This window comes from Brasilonema angustatum, from assembly GCF_059505445.1.
In genome coordinates this window covers 1-26,984 of the sequence record NZ_JCACKO010000133.1, presented here as the reverse complement: position 1 = coordinate 26,984, position 26,984 = coordinate 1, and the positions used below count along the sequence as shown (strand labels likewise).

Annotated in this window: 16 protein-coding genes; 8 read left to right on the top strand and 8 right to left on the bottom strand. The window is 41.1% G+C overall.

Translation table 11 applies throughout. The features are described from left to right. Window positions 1-9: 9 nt before the first annotated feature. Window positions 10-2,517 (bottom strand): adenylate/guanylate cyclase domain-containing protein, encoded by a 2,508-nt coding sequence (locus tag AC5JM2_RS23540; RefSeq protein WP_495837249.1) that lies wholly within the window; start codon window positions 2,515-2,517, stop codon window positions 10-12. Window positions 2,518-3,156: 639 nt separating this feature from the next. On the opposite strand from AC5JM2_RS23540, the gene AC5JM2_RS23535 reads away from it, so the two are divergent. Further along, complete coding sequence (locus AC5JM2_RS23535; RefSeq protein ID WP_495837248.1) at window positions 3,157-4,389, top strand: pentapeptide repeat-containing protein; 1,233 nt, start codon at window positions 3,157-3,159, stop codon at window positions 4,387-4,389. Window positions 4,390-4,442: 53 nt separating this feature from the next. On the opposite strand, the gene AC5JM2_RS23530 is transcribed toward AC5JM2_RS23535, so the two are convergent. Further along, entirely contained in the window at window positions 4,443-5,381 is a 939-nt protein-coding gene (locus tag AC5JM2_RS23530) for a LysR family transcriptional regulator (RefSeq protein WP_495837247.1), read from the bottom strand. 710 nt (window positions 5,382-6,091) lie between these two features. Between AC5JM2_RS23530 and AC5JM2_RS23525 the strand changes: the two genes are divergently transcribed. Then, entirely contained in the window at window positions 6,092-8,125 is a 2,034-nt protein-coding gene (locus AC5JM2_RS23525; RefSeq protein ID WP_495837246.1) for a histidine phosphatase family protein, read from the top strand. 91 nt (window positions 8,126-8,216) lie between these two features. Next, entirely contained in the window at window positions 8,217-9,404 is a 1,188-nt protein-coding gene (locus tag AC5JM2_RS23520; protein ID WP_495837245.1) for a mechanosensitive ion channel family protein, read from the top strand. Between the two features lie 336 nt (window positions 9,405-9,740). On the opposite strand, the gene AC5JM2_RS23515 is transcribed toward AC5JM2_RS23520, so the two are convergent. Further along, on the bottom strand, window positions 9,741-11,669 hold the full coding sequence (locus AC5JM2_RS23515; protein ID WP_495837244.1) for an alpha-amylase family glycosyl hydrolase: 1,929 nt from the start codon (window positions 11,667-11,669) through the stop codon (window positions 9,741-9,743). Between the two features lie 963 nt (window positions 11,670-12,632). Then, window positions 12,633-13,946: a serine hydrolase gene (locus AC5JM2_RS23510; RefSeq protein WP_495837243.1), complete on the bottom strand. Its 1,314-nt coding sequence runs from the start codon at window positions 13,944-13,946 to the stop codon at window positions 12,633-12,635. Between the two features lie 747 nt (window positions 13,947-14,693). Between AC5JM2_RS23510 and AC5JM2_RS23505 the strand changes: the two genes are divergently transcribed. The 3 genes from AC5JM2_RS23505 to ovoA all read left to right on the top strand — a co-directional run bounded on the left by AC5JM2_RS23505 (window position 14,694) and on the right by ovoA (window position 17,947). Then, a complete protein-coding gene (locus AC5JM2_RS23505) occupies window positions 14,694-14,972 on the top strand; it encodes a hypothetical protein (protein WP_495837242.1) in 279 nt (92 codons plus the stop codon). Window positions 14,973-15,502: 530 nt separating this feature from the next. After that, on the top strand, window positions 15,503-16,477 hold the full coding sequence (gene egtD / locus AC5JM2_RS23500; protein ID WP_495837241.1) for an L-histidine N(alpha)-methyltransferase: 975 nt from the start codon (window positions 15,503-15,505) through the stop codon (window positions 16,475-16,477). Between the two features lie 135 nt (window positions 16,478-16,612). After that, on the top strand, window positions 16,613-17,947 hold the full coding sequence (gene ovoA / locus AC5JM2_RS23495) for a 5-histidylcysteine sulfoxide synthase (protein WP_495837240.1): 1,335 nt from the start codon (window positions 16,613-16,615) through the stop codon (window positions 17,945-17,947). 284 nt (window positions 17,948-18,231) lie between these two features. Here ovoA and hemN read toward each other — a convergent pair whose 3' ends face one another. Beyond that, window positions 18,232-19,614 carry an oxygen-independent coproporphyrinogen III oxidase gene (gene hemN, locus AC5JM2_RS23490; RefSeq protein ID WP_495837239.1) on the bottom strand — a complete coding sequence of 461 codons (1,383 nt, stop codon included), beginning with the start codon at window positions 19,612-19,614 and terminating at the stop codon, window positions 18,232-18,234. Between the two features lie 267 nt (window positions 19,615-19,881). Beyond that, complete coding sequence (locus AC5JM2_RS23485) at window positions 19,882-20,595, bottom strand: biliverdin-producing heme oxygenase (protein ID WP_495837238.1); 714 nt, start codon at window positions 20,593-20,595, stop codon at window positions 19,882-19,884. Window positions 20,596-21,229: 634 nt separating this feature from the next. Between AC5JM2_RS23485 and acsF the strand changes: the two genes are divergently transcribed. Both acsF and AC5JM2_RS23475 read left to right on the top strand, forming a co-directional pair. Continuing rightward, window positions 21,230-22,306, top strand: coding sequence for a magnesium-protoporphyrin IX monomethyl ester (oxidative) cyclase (gene acsF / locus AC5JM2_RS23480; protein WP_495837237.1), 1,077 nt, complete (start codon window positions 21,230-21,232; stop codon window positions 22,304-22,306). A 292-nt stretch (window positions 22,307-22,598) separates the two neighbouring features. After that, window positions 22,599-23,504, top strand: a complete 906-nt coding sequence (locus AC5JM2_RS23475) for an alpha/beta fold hydrolase (protein WP_495837236.1) — start codon at window positions 22,599-22,601, stop codon at window positions 23,502-23,504. Window positions 23,505-24,174: 670 nt separating this feature from the next. On the opposite strand, the gene AC5JM2_RS23470 is transcribed toward AC5JM2_RS23475, so the two are convergent. Together AC5JM2_RS23470 and AC5JM2_RS23465 are read right to left on the bottom strand one after the other, a co-directional pair. Next, the gene (locus AC5JM2_RS23470; protein ID WP_495837235.1) at window positions 24,175-24,357 is read right to left on the bottom strand and encodes a hypothetical protein; all 183 of its coding nucleotides are present in this window, start codon (window positions 24,355-24,357) and stop codon (window positions 24,175-24,177) included. Between the two features lie 244 nt (window positions 24,358-24,601). Beyond that, a partial coding sequence (locus AC5JM2_RS23465) for a tetratricopeptide repeat protein (RefSeq protein WP_495837234.1) occupies window positions 24,602-26,984 on the bottom strand: 2,383 nt, incomplete at its 5' end.

The window sequence follows — 26,984 nt, the reverse complement described above, 5'->3', positions numbered from 1 at the left end:
CCGTACAAATTACCGCTTCCAAAGTCGATTCCAGATGCTCAATTTCTTTTTGAGAGAGTCATTGACGCGGCGATCCGCTATGTCTTGTTTACCATTTCGCCATGCTGGTTGAACACGAGTATTTCCTAGTTGTTCATTAGCTGAATTCAACAACTTGTCACTAAATTCTCGTTTGGCTCCATTCCCAGATTCCGCTTGGATGACGGTACGGCTCAAAGAATGATCCAGCTTAGATCTGTCCACCGCCTCGCCCTTGTTACCCATCTCATCTCTCACCTGACCCAAACGGTTAGCCTCTGTTCGCCTAGTAGCTTTAGTTGCCGTGCCAGTCCCATTAGAAACACGCTCTTTTTCCTTTTCGGCAACAACTTTGCGCTCACTTCGCAATAGCCAAGCCTCTAGTGCTTCCTTATCAGGTTCTGCGATCGGTCGAGACGGCTCAAACTCATACATGTCAACGAGACGTTCATGGATAGTTGCAGAAACTAGGATTCCTCCAGGTGGGGCAGCAGACTTTAACCGATAGGCAATATTCACGGTTTCACCCCAGATATCGTAAGCATACCGAGTTTTCCCAACCGCACCCGCTATCACTTCGCCAGTGTTGATACCAACTCGCAAATCGAGATCCAAACCTCGCTCATTGTTGAAGCGGCGAACGTGCGCGATCATTTCCAGCGCACAATCAATCGCCCGCTTGTCGCTGTCGAGGTGAGGCATAGACAAGCCACAGGCTGCCATATAGCCATCACCAATGGTTTTGATCTTCTCCAGACCATATTTATCTACCAAATCGTCAAACGCATCCACTAATTCATCTAGGAGATACACAATCTGCTCGCCACTCATGATCTGAGAAAGCCGCGTGAAGCGATGTAAATCGGTGAACATAACTGTGACGTTGGGCATCGGGTCGGCAATCACACCCGCTCCGGCTTTGAGGCGGTTAGCAATATGTAGCGGTAAGAGTTGCGTAATCAAGGTATCACTCTCAGCAAGGCGGTGTTCACGTTCTCGAATTTGGTGGCGAAAGCTATACACCGTCTTGTTGAACTCCGTCGCTAGATCGTGAAATTCATCCCGCGTTCCCGACACTACCATCGCACTTTCACTGCCGGCTTCCACTTTCTGCGTTGTGGCAATTAGGCGCTCAATCGGCTTGACAAAAACCCGCGTTATCCACATCGCTACTAAGGTGACAATTACCATGATTAAAGCAGCAGCAACAAGGACTTTTCGTTCAAAGTGACTGATGGATGCAAAGGCTTCAGCGACATCCATTTTGGCGGCGATTACCCATTGCAAGCCAGCAAATTCTATCGGAGCATAGGCTCCCAACACTTCAATACCCCGGTAGTCTCTGCTACGCATTGTCATCGTCTTACCCCGAAATGCCTGTTTTATCCCTTCATTTTGAGTGGGCTGAAGCAGAATTGTTGTCTTATAATCGCGGATTTTCTTGATGGTTGCTTCAGGCAGTCCGTTGTTACGCAGCGTTTGAGCGAACTTGTCTGGGTCTTCAACCAAAAACCGAGAGTCTGTTCTCAATAACAGGTCTGGTCCTACCAAATAGACTTCTCCTGTTTCCCCTAATCCGTGTTCTCTCCACTTCTTAGCATGGTTAAAGAGGTCATTAATTCGACTAGTTGGCGTCTGGAACGCCAACACGCCAATCATCTGCGCTCCCTCAAAAATCGGGGCAGCCACAAATGCCGACGGCATATTGTAGGATCTGAGGTAGGGTTGGAAATCAACGATTTTGACCAACCCTTTGCTATTAGAGCGGCGACAATCTCGAAACGCTTGACTCAAATTATTGTCATCGGCGGGACTCAACAGCAGGTTAGTAGCCAAATCGGTTTCGTTAAAGAGCGTATAAACGATATTTCCTTGCATATCAATCAGAAAAATATCGTAGTACCCAAAGCGCTCAATGATATTATGAAAATTCTCTGTGTATTGAGCTTTGTAGCGGCTATATTCACTACCATCTTTGGGGTCTACTAGCTTATATTTCTCACCAATGGGATAGGGGTTATTGGCAATGTAGTGATACTGAATGTAGCGGGCGGCTGTAGTTGTGGGCAGAAAAGTTTCGGGCTGCGGTGCAGCTTCCATCTTCTGTTTAAGACGGGGAATAAACTCCTTACTGTAGAACTGCTCCAGTTTGTCATCATATGCCTTGGGCACGTTTACCGTAGCTAGTTTATCAAACGCTTGCTTGAACTCCTTCATCGCGCTGATAAACATTGCGTTCTCACTAAGGGTCTCGACGTGGTCAACCAGCAACTTGGAGTACTGCTGGAACTGTTGCGCGTGGGTAGCCCGTACAGTGGTTAACTGATTGAACACCTTTTCCGACAGAATTTCCTTACCAGCATTAGCGCAAATGTTTGTACTTGCTATCACTGAGCAGAAGCTGACCACCAGCAGCATAACGATGAGCTTAGTGCGAACACTGAGCTGAGTGAGCCAATTTTTCGGTTGAGTACGACGGTCTACATGGCCTTCTTTCATGAGTCTAAAATCAGTGTTAGGAATTGTTTCCACAAGATATTTTTAAAATGCATATAATATTCATTTTGTAAATATATAAAATATGAGAATTTGAAAGTCTTAACTAAAGAAAATCAAACTCTCTTCCCATAAATTTTGGCAACACGACAGACATGCCCATACCCTACCTATACTTGCAAGGTCTATAATAGTAAATTTTTAAATTGCTACTTTTGGTACACTTAAGTAGATCTATATCGACCACAATTATAACTCAAGTTCTTTCAGGTACCATCATCTAAACCATCTCAACGGATGAATACCGGAGATTTAACTAATTTATCAAAAAAATTCTCCTACTTTTCCGACTTTAATTTTTTTACGAATCAAGCTGAGAATGATGTCTTAAACAGCTTACCAAGAAAGGCACCAAGTAGAAGGCAGAGGGCAGAAGGAAAGAAATATCAATACAACTTTAGTTGTGGGTCATTGCCCACTTTAAAAGAATTATACTGAGCGGAGAGTACCAAGAGGTATAAAGCATCCTTGTTTCAATCCCACGTTTTTAAGCGTGGGTGCCTTCTGCCTTCTGAATTTTATAGCTCTTCTAGACCCACTCGAACGGTTACAATATCAGAAATTAAGGGAGAATAGTTTAGTATGGATTTGACAAGCTTAACAAAAAAGCTTGCTTGGTTGACTCCAAATAAATTGTTGATTGGGGTTATTTCTATTCTTGTTGTTGCCGCAATTTTGGTAGTTTTTCCACCCTTAACCATTCAAAAAGGAGCTTGGGTATGGGCAGACTGGACTGGACTTAGTTCAGAACCAGATGTATCAATCGTCACAGAAACTATAGAAAAAAATGGAGAAATTACAACTATCAAGCGCATCACTACTAAAGAGCCTGAATCGGGGGCGACACTTATAGAATGGGTAAATACATTGATCGTCCCATTTTCGCTGACGGTTTTGGGAGCTTTGTTTCAGCAGCAGCAAGAAAAACGGGCTGAGGAGCAAGCAGAACTGGACAAAGAGATAGCTAATATTAATCTATGTGAAGAAGCTTTACAAGCTTATTTTGATCGCTTGGCAGAATTATTGCTTGACAAAAAATTGTCTATTTTAAGTAAGGATGATCCGGTACAAGAAGTCGCTCTGAATGTGATCCGTGCCAGGACTTTATCAATATTGCGGCGGCTAGGAGAAGACAGAGAGCGCAAAGGCAATGTGGTGCGCTTCTTAATTGACGCAGAACTGATGAGTAAGTTGAACCTCAGCGATGCTGATTTTAGGAATGCTGATATGGCAGGTATCAATTTAGAAGATACCGACCTCAGAGGTGCTGATTTAGAGAATGCGGATCTGAGTGATTCCGATCTTAGAGGTGCCAAGCTAGAGAAGGCCAACTTGCTGAATGCCAACTTAGCGGGGATCAAGCTGGAAAATGTCGATTTGAGGGAAGCGAACTTAAAGAATACGAATCTAATGGGCGCCAAGTTGCTGAATGCCAACCTGAGGAGTACCATACTGGAAAATGCCAATCTGTCGGGTGCCAGACTGGAAAATGCCAACCTGAGGAGCGCCCGACTGGCAAATGCTAACCTGTCGGGTGCTAGGCTGGAAAACGCTAGCTTGGTGAACGCTGACCTAGGAGGTGCCAAGCTAGAAAAAACTAATTTGCTAAATGCCAATCTGTCGGGTGCCAGACTGAAAAATGCCAACCTACTGAATGCGAACTTAGCAGGTGCTGACCTCAGGGGTGCTGATTTGAGGGATGCGGTTAATATGAATGCCGTTCAAATCGAAGCTGCCAACAATAAGACAGAGGCAATGTATGATGAGCGATCGCGTCAGCTACTTGGTTTATCACTAAAGATTAGCAGTGGGTAGATCCATTTTTGACTATGTTATCAGAAAAAAGTATAAATAAAATATTTTTTTGCTTAATAATTTTTGCTCTTAGTTTCAAAGTCCTGGGTTTGGGACACTATTAGTGAGCGTAGCCAAATATGTAGCGGATCCTCATGATAACGCTGATGCCAAATCATAAGATAATCGTACTGACCAAGTTCAATCGGTGGCTCAAGTATAGCAACGTTTGTATATTGAGCAAACTGCATTGCAATTCGACGAGGCAAGGTAAAAATCAGATCAGTCTGTTCCGCAATCATAGGAACCGAGAGAAAATGTGGTGTCTTCAACATCACTCGACGCTTTACGCCTAAGTTTGAGAACACATTATCCAGATGGCCTTTAATCGGGATTACGTTTATAGGCGTGACCGACCCGTGTGGCAAAGCAAGATAAGATTCAACTGTAAGATCCGTTTGAGTGATAGGATGGTCAGCCCGAACGATACACACAAAATCTTCTACAAATAACTTTTGGGATTTAAACTCCTCAGTTTCCGGTAGCTTAGGAACTCCTAAGCCTAGATTGATGGCTCCATTTCGTAAGTTATCTAATGTCTCACCACGCCAAATATGGCATTCGATATTCAGTTGAGGAGCCTGCTGAGAAATTTCCTTCAAAACCATAGGAAGAATCAAAACGGTTGCGTAATCTGATACAGCTAGCCCGATTGTACCTAGTGCTGTTTTAGGTTCAAAAACGGTTGGTTGAATTAGCTGCTCGATATTTAACAAAATTTTCTCTAGTGGTTCAAGTAGAGAAAGACCACATGGTGTAAGAAGCATGTCTTTTTTTGACCGTACAAGTAGTGGATCATTGAACACTTGACGTAATCGTTGAAGTGCGTGACTGGTAGCCGATTGACTCAAACCAATTTTTTTTCCAGCATTCGTGACGTTACGTTCTTGCAGCAAGGCATATAACACCAGTAGAAGATTAAGGTCGAGTTGGGACAAATCTATTTCATGCATACTTATTATTGATATCATGCATTTAGAAAATACTCAATTATTTACTATCAGTATGTTTCTTAAGAAATAACCGAATCCCTTTGGGACAGGTGTAGGTGAGCCAGTACAGTTGATGAGGATATCGAGTTGGGACAAATCTATTTCATGCATACATACTATTGATGTGGTGCATTTGACAAAGAATCATGAATTGTTTACTATCAATATGTTTTTTGAAAGCAAGTCAATTGGGGGATAGTTTGCGACACAATAATTTGGATTCCAATCAGTAAAAATCCCTGATTTTCAATCAGGGGTTGGGATAATGTAGCTTACCGTTGCATCTTTTTAGCTTGTACGGTTTTCTACGGTTAGGTGCAACAAATGAGAAAACGGCATCTAACGGAGTATTTCGTGATTAACGAAACTTAACCCACCCGATAACAGGAACCTTAACTTTAGCTGGTAGCAGAGGATTTTTTACCGGTTGACAAAACACGAATGACTGTAGCTGTCCCGCTTTTTGGAATCTCTGTTTGTCTTCACGATTTAAGGAACCTTTTGGAGGTTTAATTTTTGAAATTCGACTTTTGGTATGAGAATAAGTTGAGAATTTGTACCACTTTTTTACCTGATATATTTGCTAGATATCTTAATATAACTTAATTCTAAATTTATATAGTTACCAATAGTTTCATTTTAAAATAAACCTGATTTATGAAATGTGATTTATGGAAAAAACTAATAATTCTACTACTAGTCTGTCTTCAAATGGGTCTGACAAAGTAGCACAAAAGGATGATTATCCAGGACGTGCCTACTTTATTCGGCATGGTGAAAGCACAAGCAACGAACGTAACATTTTTGCAGGAGTACTGGATGTTGACCTCACAGCATTTGGGAGGTTACAGGCACGCCGTGCAGGTGTTGATATTAAGAAAAAAGGTGTGAAGTTTGATGCAGTATATGTCTCTCACATGAGACGGGCGCGGCAAACTTGCGAAATAGCCCTTGCTGAAAGTCAGGCGCTGAAGTCACCCGATATCCCTGTTGAAATCGACCATCGAATTAGCGAGAAATCCTTTGGCATTTTTGCCGGACGTAACCTAAATCTGCTGCGTCTTGCTTTGGGCTACGAAGGCTTCGAGGAAATGTTGCATTCCCATAACGAAGCCCCTCCGGCTGGCGAGAAGATTGCACAAGTTTACGGACGCGCTGCTTCTTTCTACGAGGAGCGGGTTGTACCGCACTTGAGGAGGGGCGAAACTGTTTTAGTAGTGTGCCACCAATATGTATTGGAGCCTTTAGCACTTTATTTAAGCGATTTACCACCCACTGATTATAAACATCTGAAACTCCCTAATGGTAAAGCTCTTAGTGGTGAGGAGCTAGTCAAGTTTCGCGGCAAGGAATCTGGCGGTGCAGCTTCGGTGCGTAAACAGATCAACGATCTGTCAATTATGTGGGCAATTTTGCTTTATGCGGCTGCTTTCTTATTGGGATGCTTGGTTAGGGCAGTAAGCGCCTCCGTCGGAGGCATTCCCTCAGAACTATTTCGAGGGATCATCGTTGTCTGTCTGGCAGCTTCGACGTTTTATACCTACTTGGACATTGACTTTGCAGCAAGTAAACGTAAAGTAACTTCAACTGTGAAGTATATAGTCTACGCCTGGATGTTGGTCAGATGGGTAGTTGGGCTACTTTTAATATTTTCTGGAATCTTGTATCAAAGCCCCGGCGATTTGTACAAAGTTATGTGGGTGCTTTTTTGGATGGTTCCACCCGCCCTTACTTCCCCAGTTTTATCAATACTCTGGGGCGGTAATCTTTATCCCTCGGCTATCTTATCAAGGACGTTATCAATCATCGCTCCAGTGGCACTGATTGTTACATTTGGTTTGGCAAAACAATTACCAATTAACACCTCAAGCCTGATATTTTTCGGTGTGATTCTAATTGTTGGTTTGGCAATACCGGGAGCTTTAGCCCAGTTTTGGCGTGACAAATCTCCTGTTGAATCAAACCACCATAGTAAGAACTGGAAATTTATTGGAGTGCTTGCTGTCGCATTTATGGCTTTAGCAAGTGGTTTTCAATTTACTCCATCAACATTCCTAAGCGATTTATATTTCTCAACAGATGCGAACCGCTCGCTAGCTTGTCTGCAACAACTGGCAGTGGCAACATTAGTCTTTATCTTCATCCGCGTCTTTGCTGTATTAACTTCAGTGTTTACAAAAGGCAAGTTGATCAAGGCAGAAGCTCAGGATGCTTATATCCTGCTTGTTAATCCCAACTTTTTCCTTTGGGCTGCTTTATTCCTCGGAGTTAGTTCAACTGCAAATCCTTACGCAGTAAGTTATGCAATTTTTTGGGCAGCACTGGGGTTCTTCTGCATACCACTCGTCGAGCAGATCTTGTTTATGAATTCATTTGGTAATGAATTATTGCGAGAAACACTGCGTTCTTCGAGAATGGCAACAGAAGATGTGAGAAAACTTTTCCATCAATTGGATACAGATAAAAGCAATGCACTCGATAAAGACGAGATTATGGAGCTTTTAGGGCGAATAGAAGATATGACAACAGGTGAACGTAGCTCTGATGATGTCAGGAGATACGTAACTGATTATCTTTTTGCGACTCTTGACTCCGATAAAAATGGCACAGTTGATTTGCAAGAGTTAGAAGATTATGTATCAACCTACGGGTTGGTTGCTAACCTTAACGTTGTCTCTGCTGCTGCATCCCCAGTAACAACATAAGAAAGCGAGGTTGGGCAAACTGCTACGTAAGGTGTGTTATGCCCTAGGCTAATGTACCCTACGAATTTTGTAAGTATCACATTAGATAACCATGAAAACTTTTGCAATATCATCTATAGAAGCTCTTGCTGGTTCTGATGTTTGGAAACTCATTTCTAGTGCAGACATCTCTATCCTCAATATACATATACCGCTGTTCAAAATAGTTCTGAGCGTTATTGTCCTCATACTTACCCTGGCGTTAAAACAAGTTTTCTCCGAAATTATCATTCGTAGAATCGAGCATCTGACGAGCGGAACACAGACCACCTTTGACGATGAGTTGGTCAAGGTTATCAAACAACCTTTAAACTGGCTGATTGTTATCGGTGGACTCTGGATAGTGCAGCTAATTCTGGCAGAAAATTTCAGCCCAGAATTGAACAAACAAGTAGAAGGGATTCTCAGGTTTGGTGCTTACGCTACCTTCGCCTTTATTGTTTACCGTGCCGCTCCTGTGTTGGGAGAGGTGCTTAAACAATGGACGCTCTCAACTGAAACCGAGTTAGACGATTTGCTCGTGCCCTATTTGCCGAAATTGTTTCAGGTGCTGGCGATCGTGATCATCTTACTTAAAGCAAGTGAGGTGTTTTTGGGTGCATCGGCAGGGGCACTGATCGGTCTGCTTGGTGGAGCGGGTGTTGCCATCGGTTTGTTACTTAAAGACCTGTTCTATGACTTATGTTGTACTGTCATTATCTACGTAGATAACCTGTTTCGACCCGGTGACCAAGTGACGATGCATGGAGTAGAGGGTCTAATTAAAGTGGAAAATGTTGGACTGCGAAGTACAACCCTTCGTATACTGACCAGAAACACTATCCAAAAAGTGCCCAATTCTAAAATGATTAATGGAGTCGTTGAAAATTGGTTCCAACCGATAGGAAATGATAATTCAATAGGTATTAACTTAACCCTAAAAATTGATGGTATTTCGGCAGAACAAACCGAAAAAGTTTGTGTCGGTCTTCGGGAAATTCCTCAGTCAATTGATATATTGACTGAAAAGTTTTTTATCTACTTTAGCGAACTAAATCAAAATTCTCGTATCATTAAAATTAGGGTTTTTGCTAATACTAATGGTAATCCTAGATTATACTTTGATACCATCGAAAAAATCAACCTAGCGATACTGACTCTACTGGAAAAAGAGCAGATTAATCTATTCACCTATTATCCGGTGCAACTCCAAACTAATCTTGGAGAAGCTCAAAATAATTTAGAACCGATCAAAAATTGACAAAGCAGACAAATACACCAAATGCATTAGATATCTGCGAAAAAGAATGTATGGCGCTCGGCAAATGACAACTTAAGGATAGGTAAGTTGATGGTAAAAATATCAAAAACTACTGCCAGTTGCTTGGTATTTTGGTACATTTGACTCTGACAACAAGACCTTTACCTTTTTGAGTTCTGGTTCACTCTCACAAGAGCAGCTTTTTTCCGAGAACAACATACTTTCAGGCGTAGATGATCTGAGCAAAACAGATTTCTCTGCTGGGGAGAATTCAGGAGTCAGGAAAGATTAAACATAATATTCTGACTCCTGACTTTTGAGTTCTGACTCCTGTTGTTACGATTCTGATCCAGAAACCCAAGTATCACGCCATTTGACAGTACCTTCTTTGGCAATCACCCAGCGACGATTCATCAGATTTTCGCGCAGAGGCGATTTCCCTTCTCGCCACATAGCATATTTATAGCTGACGAGCTTACCAGCACTTTCGTTAAAAGGAATTTCCGCAAACCATGTGTTGGTGTTGATATATTCCAGAGGATATGCCTTGCCTATATCCCAGTTGCCTAATTCGGGACAATCTCCAATAATGACGATGGTTTCACCTGGTAGAGTCTGCACACCATTGAGTTGGACTCGCACAATAGTTTCCCCTTTCACCCGTTCTCCAAGACGGCTTAAGACGATAGCGCCTCGCTCTTCAAGGTGGAAGTTAGAAATTTTACCATCTTTCACTTCATACTTGTTGCGAGTTATCACACAAGTGTGTTCTCCATCAGGCAGTTCTGTTTCCACTTCTGGTATCGTGACTTCTCCACCTCTATTTAGTGCTACAAAGCACACTGATTCACGATAGCGACGCACGTAACAGAAAACATTGGGTGTAAGATATTTTTTCCATTGGCTACCCATCGACATTGCTGGATTGAGTCGCCGTAAACCAGAAAGTAGCCTGATGCAGCGATAAATTTCCGTATCCCTATCCCAATTTTCCATCATAGGGCGGTTGTACGGGTCATTACCACCATCAGTGTCATCGTGGAGATATTGTTCTGTACCGTAATAGATGCAAGGAATACCACGAGCCGTCATAATCAAAACAATTCCCACTTTCAGCATCGCTGGATCTGGATTCAGCGATTGGAAACGGGGCATATCGTGGTTATCAAGAAAGGTAACTAATTCTGTTGCCCCGTTATAGCGATAATCCTGGTCAAAAATATCTTGAACAAGTTGAAATCCACTTTTTGCACCTTGTGCTAACACTTCCCGAATTGCCCCGCACAGCCCAAAGTCTAAAACCGTCATCCCAGAGTTATTGGCAAAGTCAACAGAACGCTCATCATTGGGATGGTTGTAAATCCATTCACCAAAAATGAACACATCTGGCTTGTGATTGTACATATCACCAGTGAATTCCTGCCAAAACCAGATGGGCATATGTTTGACAGTGTCCACCCGCAGTACATCCACACCCCGGTCTAGCCATTGCTTAATTGCTGACTTGATATAACTGCGATATTCAGTATTGTTCTCGTTAAAAGTTGCAAGACCAGCAAGTTCACAATTTTGTACTTGCCATTCGTCTTCCCAGTTTTTCACTTCGCCATAATGGTGATACCAATGCTGCTTGTCATCATTGAAGTCAGCAATTTTGACTCCATCATCATACAATTCGCCTTTGCTACCGCTGAAATCGGGTGAACTGTGATTACAAACAATATCCAGCACCAATTTCATCTTGCGCTTGTGCAGCTCATCAAGTAATTTATCAAACGTTGTATTTCTTGTTTCCTGTGTTTCGTTTAAAGAAGGGTTTTCATCTGTTGCAATAAAGCGAGGATTAATCCGCTTAAAGTCCTTTGTCCAATAGCCATGTATCGCAGCACTGCCAACAAACAAGTCTTCAACTTGTTCAAACAAAGGAGTTAACCAAATTGCAGTCACTCCCATGCTTTTGAGATAGTCTAACTTATCGATAACACCTTGCAAGTCACCACCCCAATACTTACCCCAATCCTTCCTGGTTGGGTCATACAGTTCGGGATTACTACCTTCGCTGTTTTCTGGATCGCCATCATGAAAGCGATCCACGACAAGAAAGTAAATCGTTTCCTGACGAAATTCAATATCTCTAGTGTAAAGAAACTCTAGATCAACTTCTGTTTCTGATGGCGATGTCTCTATAATATTTGAGACTTCTGCCTCTGTATTTTCAACGTTGTATTGAGCTTTTGAAAACAGCGAAGGAGGAGTATCTACCATATTAAAATGAAAAATCCTAGATAAATAAGGTTTGCAGACCCATGATGAATAGACTTTTAAGGATCATGTGCCGCTACAAACAAGGGTATTATCTAGTCTTTTTTTGTAAAAAAATATCTATCTCTAGCTAGTTTATAAGTATATCTATAGTAAGATTTAGAAGAGCAATACGCCCGCCTAATCTTTGCACTCATCACTCATTCTGAAGCGGAAAAAGCAGTATAAATGGTTAATTTTATACCTTTTTTATTGAAAGAATAGTAGAATTTATCTACAAACAAATCTTATTTTAACTTGTAACAAATGACTAACCCACATTCTGTGGGTTAATTTTCAGATTTTGGTATTTTCCAGAATCTAGTTAAAACAAGGGGTTCAACCATGAAAACCAAAATTCTACACTCAGCTTTGCCTTGAATAAAAGTGTCAAAATCATGTTTATTGACTCTATTCTCAGTAATCGAGCGGGCGTATTAGTCGGTTTTACCTAAAACGCTTCTCGCGACCCCCATATATGAGAAAAAGAGTGAAATGTTTATCTAGACTGGATTTTATCCGATTCTGAAAAATTCTGGTTTTGACGCGACAACCTGCGGAGAGCAGATTTTTTAAGCACATTTACTCATGCGGAATGTGGGGACTAAGTAAGTCGGCACAAATAAATCAAACTATGTAACAGAATGTAAAATCCACAAAATCCTTGCGATTGCTACCCTGCGGGAAGCCCCCTCCGGGGTCTACGTTTTACTAGTTCCTAAGAGGAACCGCTACGCTACGTTCCACTCGCAATGACATACCTTGAAATTTTTACGCTGACTTACTTATCTCAGAACAAGCTGTTTAAGCTGTTGTTCAAAGTATGCCAAGTGCAGCCACCAGAAGCGCCGTAGAGGCTATAAGTTTGGCTAGGTATAAGGGAGAACAATATTTCTCTTATACCCACAAACTTTTTGTCAATAACTTCTATTGAGATACACTACTAGTCACTTTCGGTTGGTCTAGATAGGCATAAACGAGCTTAGAAACTTGACTAATAAAGTCTCTGGCTCTTGTATCACCAAAAGGTCTTGTCACCAAAATGCCTGCTAAATATCGCTTACCGGATGGCAACTCAATGATACCTGCATCCCCAAGCAGAACTCCAAGAGTTCCTGTTTTGTGAGCAATGACCGCACCTTTACCAAGACCAGCTGGTAATAGTCTTTTGTTCTCAACGCGACGCATGATTCCCAAAGCTTGGGAGTGGCTTGTACTACTAAGCAACTTGTTATTTGCAACTAACGCCGATAGTCTAACCAAGTCTTTGGGACTGGTTGTATTAGTTCCCTTAAAGTCGCCTAACTGATGACGAATCACGGTATTTTGCAGTCCCCAACTGCGAAACCGGTCGTTTAACTTAGCCATACCACCTAAACGGTCAATAATCATATTAGTGGCAGTATTATCACTGATAGTAATCATCTTTATGGCAGTATCTAAAACACTCAGCTTGGTTCCCACAGGTTTGAATTGTAAGACTCCAGAACCTTCAGCTTCAGCCTTCAAGTCACGCCGCACTACTAACGTTTCATTCAGCTTGACTCTACCTGCATCGACCTCCTGAAATAAAGCAACCAAAATCGGAAACTTAATGGTGCTAGCAGCTGGAAATACTTTCTCTCCATTGAAATCCAAATAGTTGCCTGTATCCAAGTCTAGGAAAAACATTCCTGGTGAGAGAAAGCTGTAGCGAGCCATCAGTGTTTTCAGTGGAGAACTGAGCTGCAACAATTCCTTACCCAAGGGGACAACTCCAGCAAAGGTCGAAATAGCGCCAATTTGGAGGGGAATTTGTTCTTCTCCAACGCTGGTATTTACGACAGTTGCTTGTGCATCACCGATAGCTGCACGCTCAATTGAGGAGAATTTTACTATCCAATGTGAAGAAGAATCTCCCTGAATCAGTAATTTTTCTGGGGAAACTGTGTAACCAGGTGCTAATTCAACAACCAATCTGGTTGTCTGGGAGTCTACTTGTCCAAGCCGAATCTCTCGAATTGCTGAGCCAAGATTTTTACGGATTGTATTCTCGTTTAGATTCGTTGTTCCTGGCAAATCAATAACAAGTCTCATCGGGTTATTGATTAAAAAAGCTTTTGGTTGTACTCCAGAATCAGTAGTTATATCTAGTTGATTTTGAACAGGGTCGAAATACCAAGATTGTAAGCGAGCCGCTTTGACTGGAGAAGATAACAGTACAATACTGACGACGCTAGCTAACAGGAAACTAAGTCTCATCCGTGTGATTTTTGTGAGCGATAGTAGGATTGGTATGGACAATTTTTCCAGATTTTTATGGCCTTATCCGGAAAAAAAGTACATGAAACTGTAATTATTCCTAATTAGTTGCGTTATCGCAAGTGAGTTTAGTAACAGAAAACTAAGTTATTTGTGTTATAGCCGAAATTAACAACGGTTTTTCCACATAAAAAAATTCTTGGGAACATTCATTTGGCTATGTCAGTCTTTAAATTTAAAGAGTGGTTTGTTATCCACAACAAATCAAATAAGCAATGGCAACCTTGATGCTAGGAGGATGTGTTGTGTCTCGTTGCGAAAATTAACTTCCTAAAAAGCCTTACAGAAGAACCATCCTGTTTGATGATAAATCTCTCAAAACTTGATATATAACTCTTTCTTGAGGGTATTCATATTAATAAGTGAACGAAAAGTTATCCTAGACTCTCTAAATTGCACGAGAGAACTTTTTCTATTTTTTTATTGCAACATGCAAAATATGTAAATTTATTTTATATTTTAGTGCGGGCAGAACAGCACACTTTTGTAAAAAAGTAGAGAGCAAGATGCTCCCACTACTGTCTTTTTTTTAAATTGGGATACTCCCTGTTTGATTATGTGCATATTAAAGATAACGGGCATCTTTCGTACTATCTACTTACTAACGTAAGTTGCTAGTGAGTGTCCGTCAAAAAGTATTTTTTTGATACAAAAAAATTTGTAATTGAAGCAAGGGAGAGCATCCCTATGCATGCAAAATACAAAGAGTGGGAGCATCTTGCTCCCTTTTTGAACAAAACCGGGTTGGACAGCCCCGAAGTCGCTACAACACCGGGAACCCGACGCCAGATACCTAGGTCGGGAAACCCTCATCAAGTACTGGCTTCCTCCGGGGAAGATCTCCGGTCTCGCTGCGCTTTAGACCTCTGGGCGTGCGCTTTGCGCATACACCAGTCGCCTACGGCGGGAAACCCGCTTGCAGCGCTGGATTCACCGCAATGCGCAACTCTTGGCACTACAAATTGACAAAGATAGGATGGATGATCCCAAGCAAGGCGCTTTTTGATAACTAGGAACTTGAGTTATTAAGAGTTAAAAGTTCCCTATTTGTAGGAGTAAATTCACAAATAAAATAAAAGTGCTAGGTGAGATAAACAAATTGCAAAAAATCTGGATCATAAAACGTAAAAATTCAGCACATTTTAAGCAGATTCTCATGATAATATCATTATTATGATATTTTTTTTCATATTTATATTTGTATACTACTCATGCTCCAAGACTTTTCAGTTATTTTTCGATACAAGAATAAAAGTAGTTTTGGTTTTGCGATCGCTACCCAACCTACAATTCTTCTTAACTGAATTATATTGGCTCAGCTTTGAATGATTTCATCAATATTATATTAGTAAAATCTTTCGTTATACTACGTTAAATCTATTGATTATTAGGTAATTTTAGACAAAATTATTCTTATAAAAAGTATTGCTATTACATTCTAAATCTGCAATAGTAATGGGTTAAACCCTAAATCCAGAAATTAAGACATTAACAAAATGTTAACAACATATTTAAAAATTCTTAATGAGCATTATCAAGCTCTCAACAATGAGGGTAAAGATGTCATTCAAGGATTAACTCAAACACCAAAAAGTTTACCTCCCAAATATTTTTATGATGATCGCGGCTCAGAATTCTTTGAACAAATATGTGAATTACCAGAATATTACCCTACACGAACAGAAGCGTGGATATTGCGTCAATATGCCGATGAAATTGCTCAGATAACAGGTGCTTATGAACTTGTAGAATTAGGCAGTGGCAGTTCTACCAAGACCCGGTTTTTATTAGATGCTTACCAAAAAATTCCAGGTTCCTGTAAATATGTACCGGTTGATGTTAGTGAAGGAATCCTCAAAAGTAGCGTGTTACAGCTACAACAAAAATATCCCGATTTGTCGATTGAGGGCTTAATAGGAACTTACGAACAAGCCTTAGCAAAACTAGAATCGATTACCGTGCCATCACGGATGATTTTTTTCCTGGGAAGTTCAATCGGGAATTTTACAGCACAAGAGTGCAACAGGTTTTTGAGGCAAATTGCTCACACTTTAAAAACAGGTGATTATTTTCTCCTTGGTATTGATTTACAAAAACCCAAGGATATTTTAGAAGCGGCTTATAACGATAGTCAAGGAGTAACGGCTGCTTTTAATTTGAATATGCTTTCCCATTTAAATTGGCGTTTCCAGGGTAGTTTCGATTTGAATTTCTTTATCCATGAAGCTATTTATAATCAAACGGAGACTCAGATAGAAATGTATCTTCATTGCCTTGAAAGTCATTGGGTGTCCCTAGAAACTCTAAATTTAAATGTTTTGTTTGAAGTTGGAGAAAGTATTCTCACGGAAATTTCTCGCAAGTTCGATTTAGTAACTATCCAAAAAGAACTTGAGTTACAAGGACTAAAAACACTAAAAATTTGGACAGATCCCAATCAGTGGTTTGGGTTAATTCTTTGCCAAGCTTAAATCTTCCTTCCGAAAACTTAAAATAGAATAAACAGATCCGCAAATTAAATTTTTCGCCTTGATTTACAAGGTTTATAAGTTAATTTGCGGATAAAAATTTCTAGCGTCCTACTTCCACAGCAATTTAGTGACACCATGAATACTCTTAAATCTGCTTATCCTCCAAAGCTTGATAATTGCAATAATCAAGTTCTTCTCAATTACTTTGAAAATGCTTGGCAATTGGAAGATATTCTGATGAAAAGTCTGGTTGGAGAAGATACATTCTATCTCAATCCCGATCCTCTGAGAAATCCTCTGATTTTTTATCTGGGACATTCGGCTGTTTTTTACATTAATAAATTAATTTGCGTTGATTTGTTAAAAAAACACCTCAATCATGACTATGAAATTCTCTTTGAAATTGGGGTTGATCCTGAAATACCACAGGAGTTAAATCAAGCGATCGCTCATCTTGAATGGCCCCAAGTTGCAGAGGTTTGGCAATATCGAGAACAAGCCTATGAAATCATTGCAGAACTGATTAAGAAAACACCCATCACGAATCCTATCCATCCAAATCATCCTCTTTGGGCTTTAATGATGGGGATAGAACACCAGCGTATTCACATTGAAACCTCTTCGGTGTTAATTCGCCAATTGTCTGTAGAGAGAGTCAAACGTCCCCAAAACTGGAAATATGCCCCTTTTAATGGTTACACTCCTCAGAATGAAATGATAGAAGTTGCTGGTGGAGTCGTGAAAATAGGCAAAGCCTATGATGATCCAACCTACGGATGGGATATTGAGTATGGCGATCGCACTGTTGAAGTTGCATCTTTTTTAGCCAGTAAATATCTAATTACCAATGCCGAATTTATCTACTTTGTCAAGTCAGGTGGCTACGAAAATCAAGATTATTGGGATGAAGAATCTTGGAATTGGAAAACTCAATACAATATTCAACATCCCAAATTTTGGCTACATGAAAATGGTAGCTATAAATATCGAGCCATGTTTGATGAAATGGACTTACCTTTAGATTGGCCTGTGGAAGTCAATCACTATGAAGCAATGGCTTACTGTCATTGGAAAGACAATCAGACTCGCTTAATGAGTGAAGCAGAGTACCATTTAGCTACTTACGGTAATACTTTGTTAGAAGATGATGTAGATAATTACAATCTCAATTTAAAATTTGGATCACCGAGTCCCGTCGGGATGTTAGAAACAGCAAAAAGCTACTCTGAACTGTACGATTTGCGGGGTAATGTTTGGGAATGGTTGAGTGATAATCTAAACCCACTTTCAGGATATAAACCTCATTATCTTTATGAAGATAATTCTGCTATTTTTTTCGATACAAAACATCACATGATGTTAGGAGGATGTTGGATAACGAACGGCACAGAGGCTTTAAAATATTACCGCAACTGGTTCCGTCCCAACTTCTATCAACACGCAGGTTTTAGGATTGTTCAAGGCATTTAGAAATCAAAGAATCTCGTAATTTTAGACATTAAACCTCTGGCAAAAGTGAAATGTTACAAGATTTTGTTAAAAGTTAAGAGTTTCCGACTTCTGCAAGAGGTCTCAATACTTTTCGGTTAAAGGGCAAGCGCCTATAGCAGTCCTATTTCATTTGTGTGAAAGTGCCTGCGCTCTGCGCTTAAAAACAAAGTACATTTGTACATTCTTCTTCCCTGTTCCCTGTTAAGCGTTCCCTACCTCAACGAGTAATTTCACAACTCCTGCACGGATTGCTATATAAGTCTTTAAATTGCACGAGAGAACTTTTTCTCTTGTTTGATTGTGTGCATATCAAAGATGACAGCAATGTTTCGTATGAGTAGTCTACCGATTTCTGTGACACTAATGTGGTTTTTTGATAGCCTAACCAATCCATCTGCTTCTAAACTCTTCAACACTTCTAATTCCTCAGAGAAATAATCGTCAAAAACGATATGGTACTTGTCTTCAATATCTTGCTTATACAGTTGAAAATGACACATGATGCTCATGATCACATCGCGTCTGAGAATATCATCCCAAGTAAGTTTGATACCTTTACTAATAGGTAGAATATCTGTGTCAATTGCCTGATAGTAATCCTTTAATTGCTTGTGATTTTGGGCGTAGGTATCTTCTAGCATACTGATGGATGTGGCACCAAAACCAAAGAGTTCTGCTTGTGCTTGAGTTGTGTAGCCTTGGAAGTTGCGTTTGAGAGTGCGATCGCCTTGAGCGATTGCTAATTCATCATTAGATTTGGCAAAATGATCCATGCCAATAAATAAATATTGATGATTCGTCAACTCCTCAACTGTCGTCTTCAAAATTTCTAACTTTTCCTGTGCTGGCGGTAGTGCTTCTACTGGTATGTTTTTTTGCACTGTTTTCAGCCAAGGGACATAAGCAAAGTTAAAAACAGCAATCCTGTCTGGGTTTAATTCAATTGTTTTTTTAACCGTTTCTTGAAATGTCTGGACAGTCTGGTAAGGTAGACCGTATATGAGATCTACATTCACACTGTCAAACTTCGCTTCTTTAATCGCGCTCATCACATCAAACAGCATTTCTTCTGGCTGGACGCGATTCACTGCAACTTGCACTTGACGATTAAAATCTTGAATACCAAAACTAATGCGGTTAAACCCAATTTCTTTCAAAAAGAAAATGTAGTTTTTATCGATATAGCGGGGATTAATCTCAATAGAAATTTCTGCTGTCTGGCTCAGGGTGAAATTTTTCTTGATATTTTTCCATAAAAATTCTACTTGTTCAAGGCTTAAATAATTAGGGGTTCCGCCACCCCAGTGAATCTGAACCACTTCTCTATCTCGGTCAATGAAGCTGGCTGTTTTCTTGATGTCGCGAACCAGATACTCCACGTATGGTTGAGCAATATTCTTGTTGTTTGAAATGACTACGTTACAACCGCAAAAGTAACAAGGACTTTGGCAAAAGGGTATGTGAAAATACAAAGAAAGGGGAGTTTTTCTTTGATTTGAGGTGGCGATCGCACTTTTAAAGTCGCTTGGGGTGAATGCTTCTATTAATTGTGTTGCTGGTGGATAGCTGGTGTATCTGGGTACAGGAGCATCGTACTTTTTGATGATATCGAAATCAAATTTTACACCAGGAATTTGATAAACCATTGAGGTAGCTTCCAATAAGATGAGCGTATAGAATACCGTCAGAATCAAACAGATAAATCATCTTATATACGCGTCATAAAATCCGTTATTCATGCACCTTGATAAAAGCACTCATATTTATATTAGAACTTAGGCATGGAAACAAGAAATCAAGGGTTTGGGCAAGGGGTATAGGAGTGCCAGGGTGTAGATGTTCAAACCCTTATACCCCTACACCCCTACACCCTTACACCCCTAGTTTGTTGACTTTTGCATGAGGTGTAATTTCTAAGCTGTACTGAGTTCGGTGCTATCAGTGTTATTGCTATTAATCAGGGTATTGAACATGACTTGACCAATTGCTTTGATCAGGGTTTGTTCTAACTCCTGAACCATTTGCATATTCAGGTGAAATGCGTTGTTTGCTTCTGCAACAATCCGGTCGGCGGTTGCGTCATCTATTGGCAGTTCATCTAACGTTTGACGATATTTGTCCTTAAATGCTTTCTTGTCTGGAATTTGGTCAAAATTGTAGAAAGATGTGCCTTCATATCCGGAAAGCTTCAAGACTGACTGAGCAACCTTTTGCAACATTTGACCACCAGACAAGTCACCCATGTAGCGAGTATAGGCATGACCTATTAATAACGCAGGTTCTTTGGCAGAAAGTTCATGAATGCGGCTTATGTAAGTTTGAGCAGCTTTTGAAGGTGCGATTTTCCCTCTCCAGTCTTGCCCATAGTAAAATTCTAAGTCTTTTTCCAAATGAGCTTTGCGATTGAGTTCTTTAAAGTACACAGCACTGATCAAAGAATGGTCTTTGTAGTGCTCTAATGCTGCTTCTAGTTCGCTGTAGATGTAATACAAGTTACCTAAAAATTTTGCAAAGCAGTCTCTATTGACAACTCCTTTAACAAAACATTTCATAAATCCCACATTTTCAATTGCTGCATGAGCCTGTTGTGTTCCGCAGCGAAGTTTTTGGGCTAGATTGCTACTCATCGTTAAAATCGTTCTCGTCCAAATAAAATACGTACCCAAACAAGGGTTTGATTTATTGAAGTTTCGGATTTTCGCAGAATTCCCAGTGTAAGGCTTCAACAGTTATCAGTTATCAGTTATCAAGTACCACTCGCAATACGGTTCGGTTAACGTTTTAATATTTTGAAGATCCCCCCAACCCCCCTTAAAAAGGGGGGCTTATAACCCTCTTTTACCCCCTTTTTAAGGGGGTCGCCGCAGGCGGGGGGATCTTAACCGAACCGTATTGGTACCACTCGTATCAGTTATCAGGTAGGAAATGGACTCGTCCACCCCTTGTTCACTGTTTACTGTTCACTGTTCACTGATTATAAAAGCAGTTCACAGTTAACCTCAGAGTTAGGCAGAGATAGCTATCTTGGGTTTAGAGCAGAACTGAGCGAGACACTATCACGCTCGCTTGTTGCTCCAAACCATATTGATGACTACTTTAACCATTAAACTATCAAATCGTTGTGTAACTAGGAAACCGTTTATATTTATTTATATTTTCGGATTTACAAATCATTTTTTTAAATTATTTTACTTTTGATAGATTTCAAGAAGATTTTATGCTTATATAGCTTTAAAAAGATAAATTGATTGAACGATTCTCATGGCTAAGTCTCTTCAAACTCCTACGCCTGAGTTGCAAAAGCCAGGTGTGAAAGCGCCTGTGCAGGAAACATTGTTAACGCCCAGGTTTTACACGACTGACTTTGACGCTGTAGCACAGTTGGACATTTCAGCGGATGAAGCCCAGTTGAGAGCTATTGTGGATGAACTGCGGGCTGATTATAACCGCCATCACTTCGTGCGTGATTCTGAGTTTCAGCAGAGTTGGGATATGATTGATGGGGAAACACGCCGTGCTTTTATTGATTTTTTAGAACGCTCTTGCACTTCAGAGTTTTCTGGGTTTCTTCTGTTTAAAGAGTTATCGCGCAGACTCAAACAGCGAAATCCTCTTTTGGCGGAAGCTTTTAATTTTATGGCGCGGGATGAAGCACGCCATGCGGGATTTCTCAATAAAGCAATGGGGGATTTTAATCTCTCACTGGATTTGGGCTATCTGACAAAGAATCGTACCTACACCTTTTTCCCACCAGAGTGGATTATCTACGCAGTTTACCTGTCTGAGAAAATTGGCTACTGGCGCTACATCATTATGTTCCGTCACCTAGAGAAACATCCAGAGTTGAAATTCTATCCCTTGTTTGGCTATTTCGAGAGTTGGTGTCAAGATGAGAATCGACATGGAGATTTCTTTAAAGCGCTGTTGCGATCGCAACCCCAACTCTGGAACAACTGGAAAGCCCGTTTGTGGGTACGGTTTTTCCTGCTGTCTGTGTTCGCGACTCATACTTTAACAGTGCTGGAGAGGGCGTCATTTTATCACTCTATTGGCATCAATGCATACGAGTACAATATCCAAGTGATTGAAAAGACGAATGAAACCGCTGCACGGGCATTTCCTGTGATATTAAATACAGAACACCCAGAGTTTTTCCGGCGGCTGGAAGAGTGTTCTGATATTAATCTCAAGCTTACAGAGATTAACAACAGCAATAGTCCAAAGATTGTCAAATTCTTTCAAAAGTTACCCTTGATACTTTCAATCATCGGGCATTTGTTACGGCTTTACTTTATCAAGCCTATTGATGCTGAAGTATCTCGCCAAGCAGTTTGCTGAACTTTCCGGAAACATAAAGATTTGCCATTCGCCTACACTCGTCCTTAAGGACTGAGTGTAAATCATTCACTTGTTTGCTGCACCATTCGCTTTGTACAGCAGTCGCCAGGTAGATTAAGACACGAACTAATGAGAAAACACGGTCACCAAGAGACTTGAAAGTCTGTTCCCTATTCCCTGTTCCCTGTTCCCTGTTCCCTGTTCCCTGCTATAGATTCAACTTTAGAATGATGTCTTTTCCTAGCTGCTGTCTGCACGATGGAAATGATAATGCAGCACACTAGGTATTTCTATGTTTTTACCCCCTGGGTTTGGTGAAAAATATGTGATGACCACGCTAGGAAGAATAGTGTACTATACTGCTATTGGGAAACCGTGGTCTGACACAAATGTTGAGCAATCAAGCGAGAAAACATTAGTTTTCCTACACGCGTTTGGTGGTGGTTCTTCTGCTTACGAGTGGTCTAAAGTTTATCCAGCTTTTGCTGCGGATTATCGAATCGTCGCGCCGGATTTGATTGGGTGGGGACGCTCTGACCATCCGGCTCGAAGTTATAGTGTTAATGACTACATTCAAACTATTATTGAGTTCATAGAAAGGACTTGCAATGGTCCGATTAGTGCGATCGCCTCTTCACTCACTGCTGCTTTCACGATTCGCGCTGCGATTCTTCGCCCCGATTTATTCAAGTCTTTAATTTTGACCACACCAGCAGGTTTGGCTGAATTTGGACAAGATTACAGCAAGAGTTTATCTGCTCAAATTGTCAACATCCCAGTTGTAGATCGATTGCTTTACATGACTGGGGTTTCTAGCAGTTTTGGCATTCGCAGCTTTTTGGAAGAACGTCAATTTGCTCGTCCAGAACGAGTTTATCCTGAAATTGTCGAAGCATATTTGCAATCTGCTCAACAGTTTAATGGAGAGTATGCTGCTCTTGCTTTCGTACGTGGTGATTTATCTTTTGATTTATCTCAATATATAACTCAATTGACCATTCCTACTGCTATGATTTGGGGGCAAAAGTCAGAATTTACAGGACCAGAAGTCGGTCGCCGACTTGCAGACATGAACCCTCAGGCAGTCCGCATCTTTTATAACTTAGAGGATGTAGGCTTAACCCCCCAATTGGAACTTCCTGCTGTCACGATTGGGCTAATTAGGAAATTTTTACCTTTACTTGAGTCATCTGTTTGAACAGCTTTTCCTTTGTGATCAGGACTTACGCATTTCAACGTAATTCCGTCATTGCGAGCGACAGCGAAGCAATCTCCTCAAGGTCGAGATTGCTACCCTATGGCTGACGCCACGCCTTACGGCTATCGGGAAGCCGCTTCGCATCTACACTCCACTACGTTCCGTTCGCAATGACATTCTCCCTTGTTGCGTAAGTCCTGCTGATGACGGAGAAACAGGTAAACTCAGATCTTGCACCATACTTTTCGTCCGCCAAGAAATAAATTTATTGGCTCAAAGTCCAAGTCCGTTAAAACGGACTGGGTAAGTTTTTCAGTCCGTTTTAACGGACTTGGGTTATTAGCCTTGAACTTCAGTTCAAGGCGTATCAGCCGGAGGTGCAAGATCTGAGTAAACCTATGGACTACTGAAATACACATATTGTGTAGGTTGGGCACTACAATGCCCAACCTATTTAATTTGAGCGTGTATTGCACCCAAATACAAACGGGAACATCCCAAATGTGCAAAATGCCCGCACTTCGTGCCGCTTCGCTAACAGACTGGAAGTCTGGGGCTATACAAACAAAGCCTGCGGAGGCAGGCTGTAATTAGTCCGCGCAGGCGGACTTTGCCTGTGTAGCCGCGAATTCTATTCGCCAGGTGTCTGTGCAAAATTGGGATGCTCCCATTAACCTGAGGAATTAGAGTTGGTATCACTGCTACCGATAATTGCTTGGAATATGTTCGATGCTAAAGAGAAAAAAGCTGTGAATAACAACAGGATCATCAAGCTTGCAAGACCAGCAAAGGGAGAAATGATAAACAACAGTAAGAATCCAAACATTAGAATTGATATCAATGTCTTATTCATCTTTTTTCCATTTCATAATTTTTAATTTCAATTAAGTACCTAATTCTATAACTGTGCTACTTCTATTGGAAAGAATTAGTCCTCTTTCTTAAGGATGAAGCCCTTTGGGCAATCGTCACTAGCAACATATGAAAGAAACATATTTTTCTTGATTGTAATGAAGAAAAAGCTTGCCCAGTTAAATTACGCGCCCTAATAACTAAGTTTAAAATTGTTGCCATAATTAGGATAAGCCATAATAAAATTAATTTTTTTGGTTCTTCGCGCCCTCGTCCCTTAGGCGCAGGGCTTGGTTGTAATCGTCTAATGCCCCTTTGTTGTCTCCCAAATCTCTACGGACAAGCGCTCGGTTGTTGTAGGCGTCAGGATCGTTAGGATTAAGGCGCAGGGCTTGGTTGTAATCGTCTAATGCACCTTTGTTGTCTCCCAAGTCACTACGGACAAGCGCTCGGTTGTAGTAGGCGTTAGCATACTTAGGATCTAGGCGCAGGGCTTGGTTGTAATCTTCTATTGCCCCTTTTTTGTCTCCCAAGTCACCACGGATAAGCCCTCGGTTGTAGTAGATATCAGTATATTTAGGATTAAGGCGCAGGGCTTGGTTGTAATCGTCTAATGCGCCTTTTTTGTCTCCCAAATCACTACGGACATACCCTCGGTTGTAGTAGGCTTTAGCATCGTTAGGATTAAGGCGCAGGGCTTGGTTGTAATCGTCTATTGCCCCTTTTTTGTTCCCCAAGTTTGTACGGACAAGCCCTCGGTTGTAGTAGGCTTTAGCATCGTTAGGATTTAGACGCAACGCTTGGTTGTAATCTTCTATTGCGCCTTTGTTGTCTCCCAAGTTTGTACGGACAAGCCCTCGGTTGTAGTAGGCATCAGCATAGTTAGGCTCTAGGCGCAGGGCTTGGGTGTAATCTTCTATTGCGCCTTTGTTGTTTCCCAACTTAATATAGACAAACCCTCGGTTGTTGTAGGCCTTAGTATACTTAGGATTAAGACGCAGGGCTTGGGTGTAATCTTCTATTGCGCCTTTGTTGTTTCCCAACTTAATATAGACAAACCCTCGGTTGTAGTAGAGATTAGCATTGTTAGGATTTAGGCGCAACGCTTGGGTGAACTCGTTTAGTGCTCCTTTCTTGTTCCCGTACTCAGCCATAAAAATAAACGCTTGTGAGTAGTGTTTAGCTATAGCAAAATTGAGTTCTGCTTGTTTCGACTGATACCAAGCTGTCAGTCCCAATGTCGTCATAATCATCAATACTGCCCCTGAAACACTAGCAATTCCCCTTCGCCTACGGGCTTTCTCTTCTCGAAGCTGGCGATCGCGTTGTTCAATACTTAGTTGGATAAAATCTTGCTCTGATGAACTTAGCTCTTCGCTCCGTGTGTTTAATTTTTCTTCTGCTTCTGACAGCGGCACACCACGCAACAATACTCCTTGATCTCGTTTTGTCTCTTCCCATTGATGTATAATATCCCTTAACCGCTCTTGCCAAGCTCGAAACAAACGGTCTTTTTTCATCCACTCGCGCAGCGTTTGCCATTCGCGGATTAGGGCTTCATGGACAACTTCCACTGTATCTTCCCCAGATTTCTCATCATGTCCGGTGACAACCAAACGGGCTGTGTATCCTGCTAAATCACTCACCAATCCCCAATTCTCATTTCCTACTTCTTTGCGGGTGGCGATGCGACGAGTATCCTCAGTTCCTTCCCCTGGGCGCACCAATTGCACAAAGATGCGCTGTGCAGCTTTTTGCTTTGTTTCACTCAATTTTTGGTAAACTTCCTCAGCATGATTTGCTAGCGCTTTTTTCACACCACCTATCTCTTGGTATGCTTGATGAGTGAGTGTGCGGTTTTGCTGTAAAGACCAAAGTCGAGTCATGGCAAATTCTAGCAATGGGAGATTCCCCGGTTCATTGCCAACATCATCTAAAATTCGTTGCGCCAATTGTGCTTCTAATTGGACTTCTATCTTCTGGGCTGGTTGTTCAATTGCTCGAAGTAGTTCCTCTCGATTCATTGCACTTAACAGTTGCGGTGTAAACTGCTGCAATGCATCTCGTAAAGGACGATAACCAAGGACAAAGCCGTAGAAGTCAGCCCGTAATGTGAAAACTAATGTTAAATTTTCCTGATGGATAGCTTGGAGCATCAAATCAGCAAAGCGTTCTTGTTCTTCCTTCTGACAAAGGGTGTAGAGTTCTTCAAATTGATCGACAAACAGCAGCAGACGTTTACCCGGATTACGTTCCATAATGCGAGACATTATCTGCTCCAAAGTAACTAAACCCTGCTGTATATTTTTATCTAGTCCAGCTGCTGAGCGCAATTGTTGAATTTCATCAACTCCTGGCACTAATTGACGAACTAACGCAGATGCTAGCTGATAAAATGGTTGATTCCCAGGACGAAATGATTCAATCACCCAGTTTTCTGTCATACGCAGTTGGGGAATCAGCCCAGCATACACAACAGAAGATTTTCCAGTACCCGAAGGACCAATGACTCCTACTAAGGGCTGTTTTTTAACTGCTTCTACCAAACCGTTGACAAATATTTCCCTTCCAATAACAATACCTTCGCCAAAAAAAGAGGATAAATATCTCAATCCCAAAACCTCGACT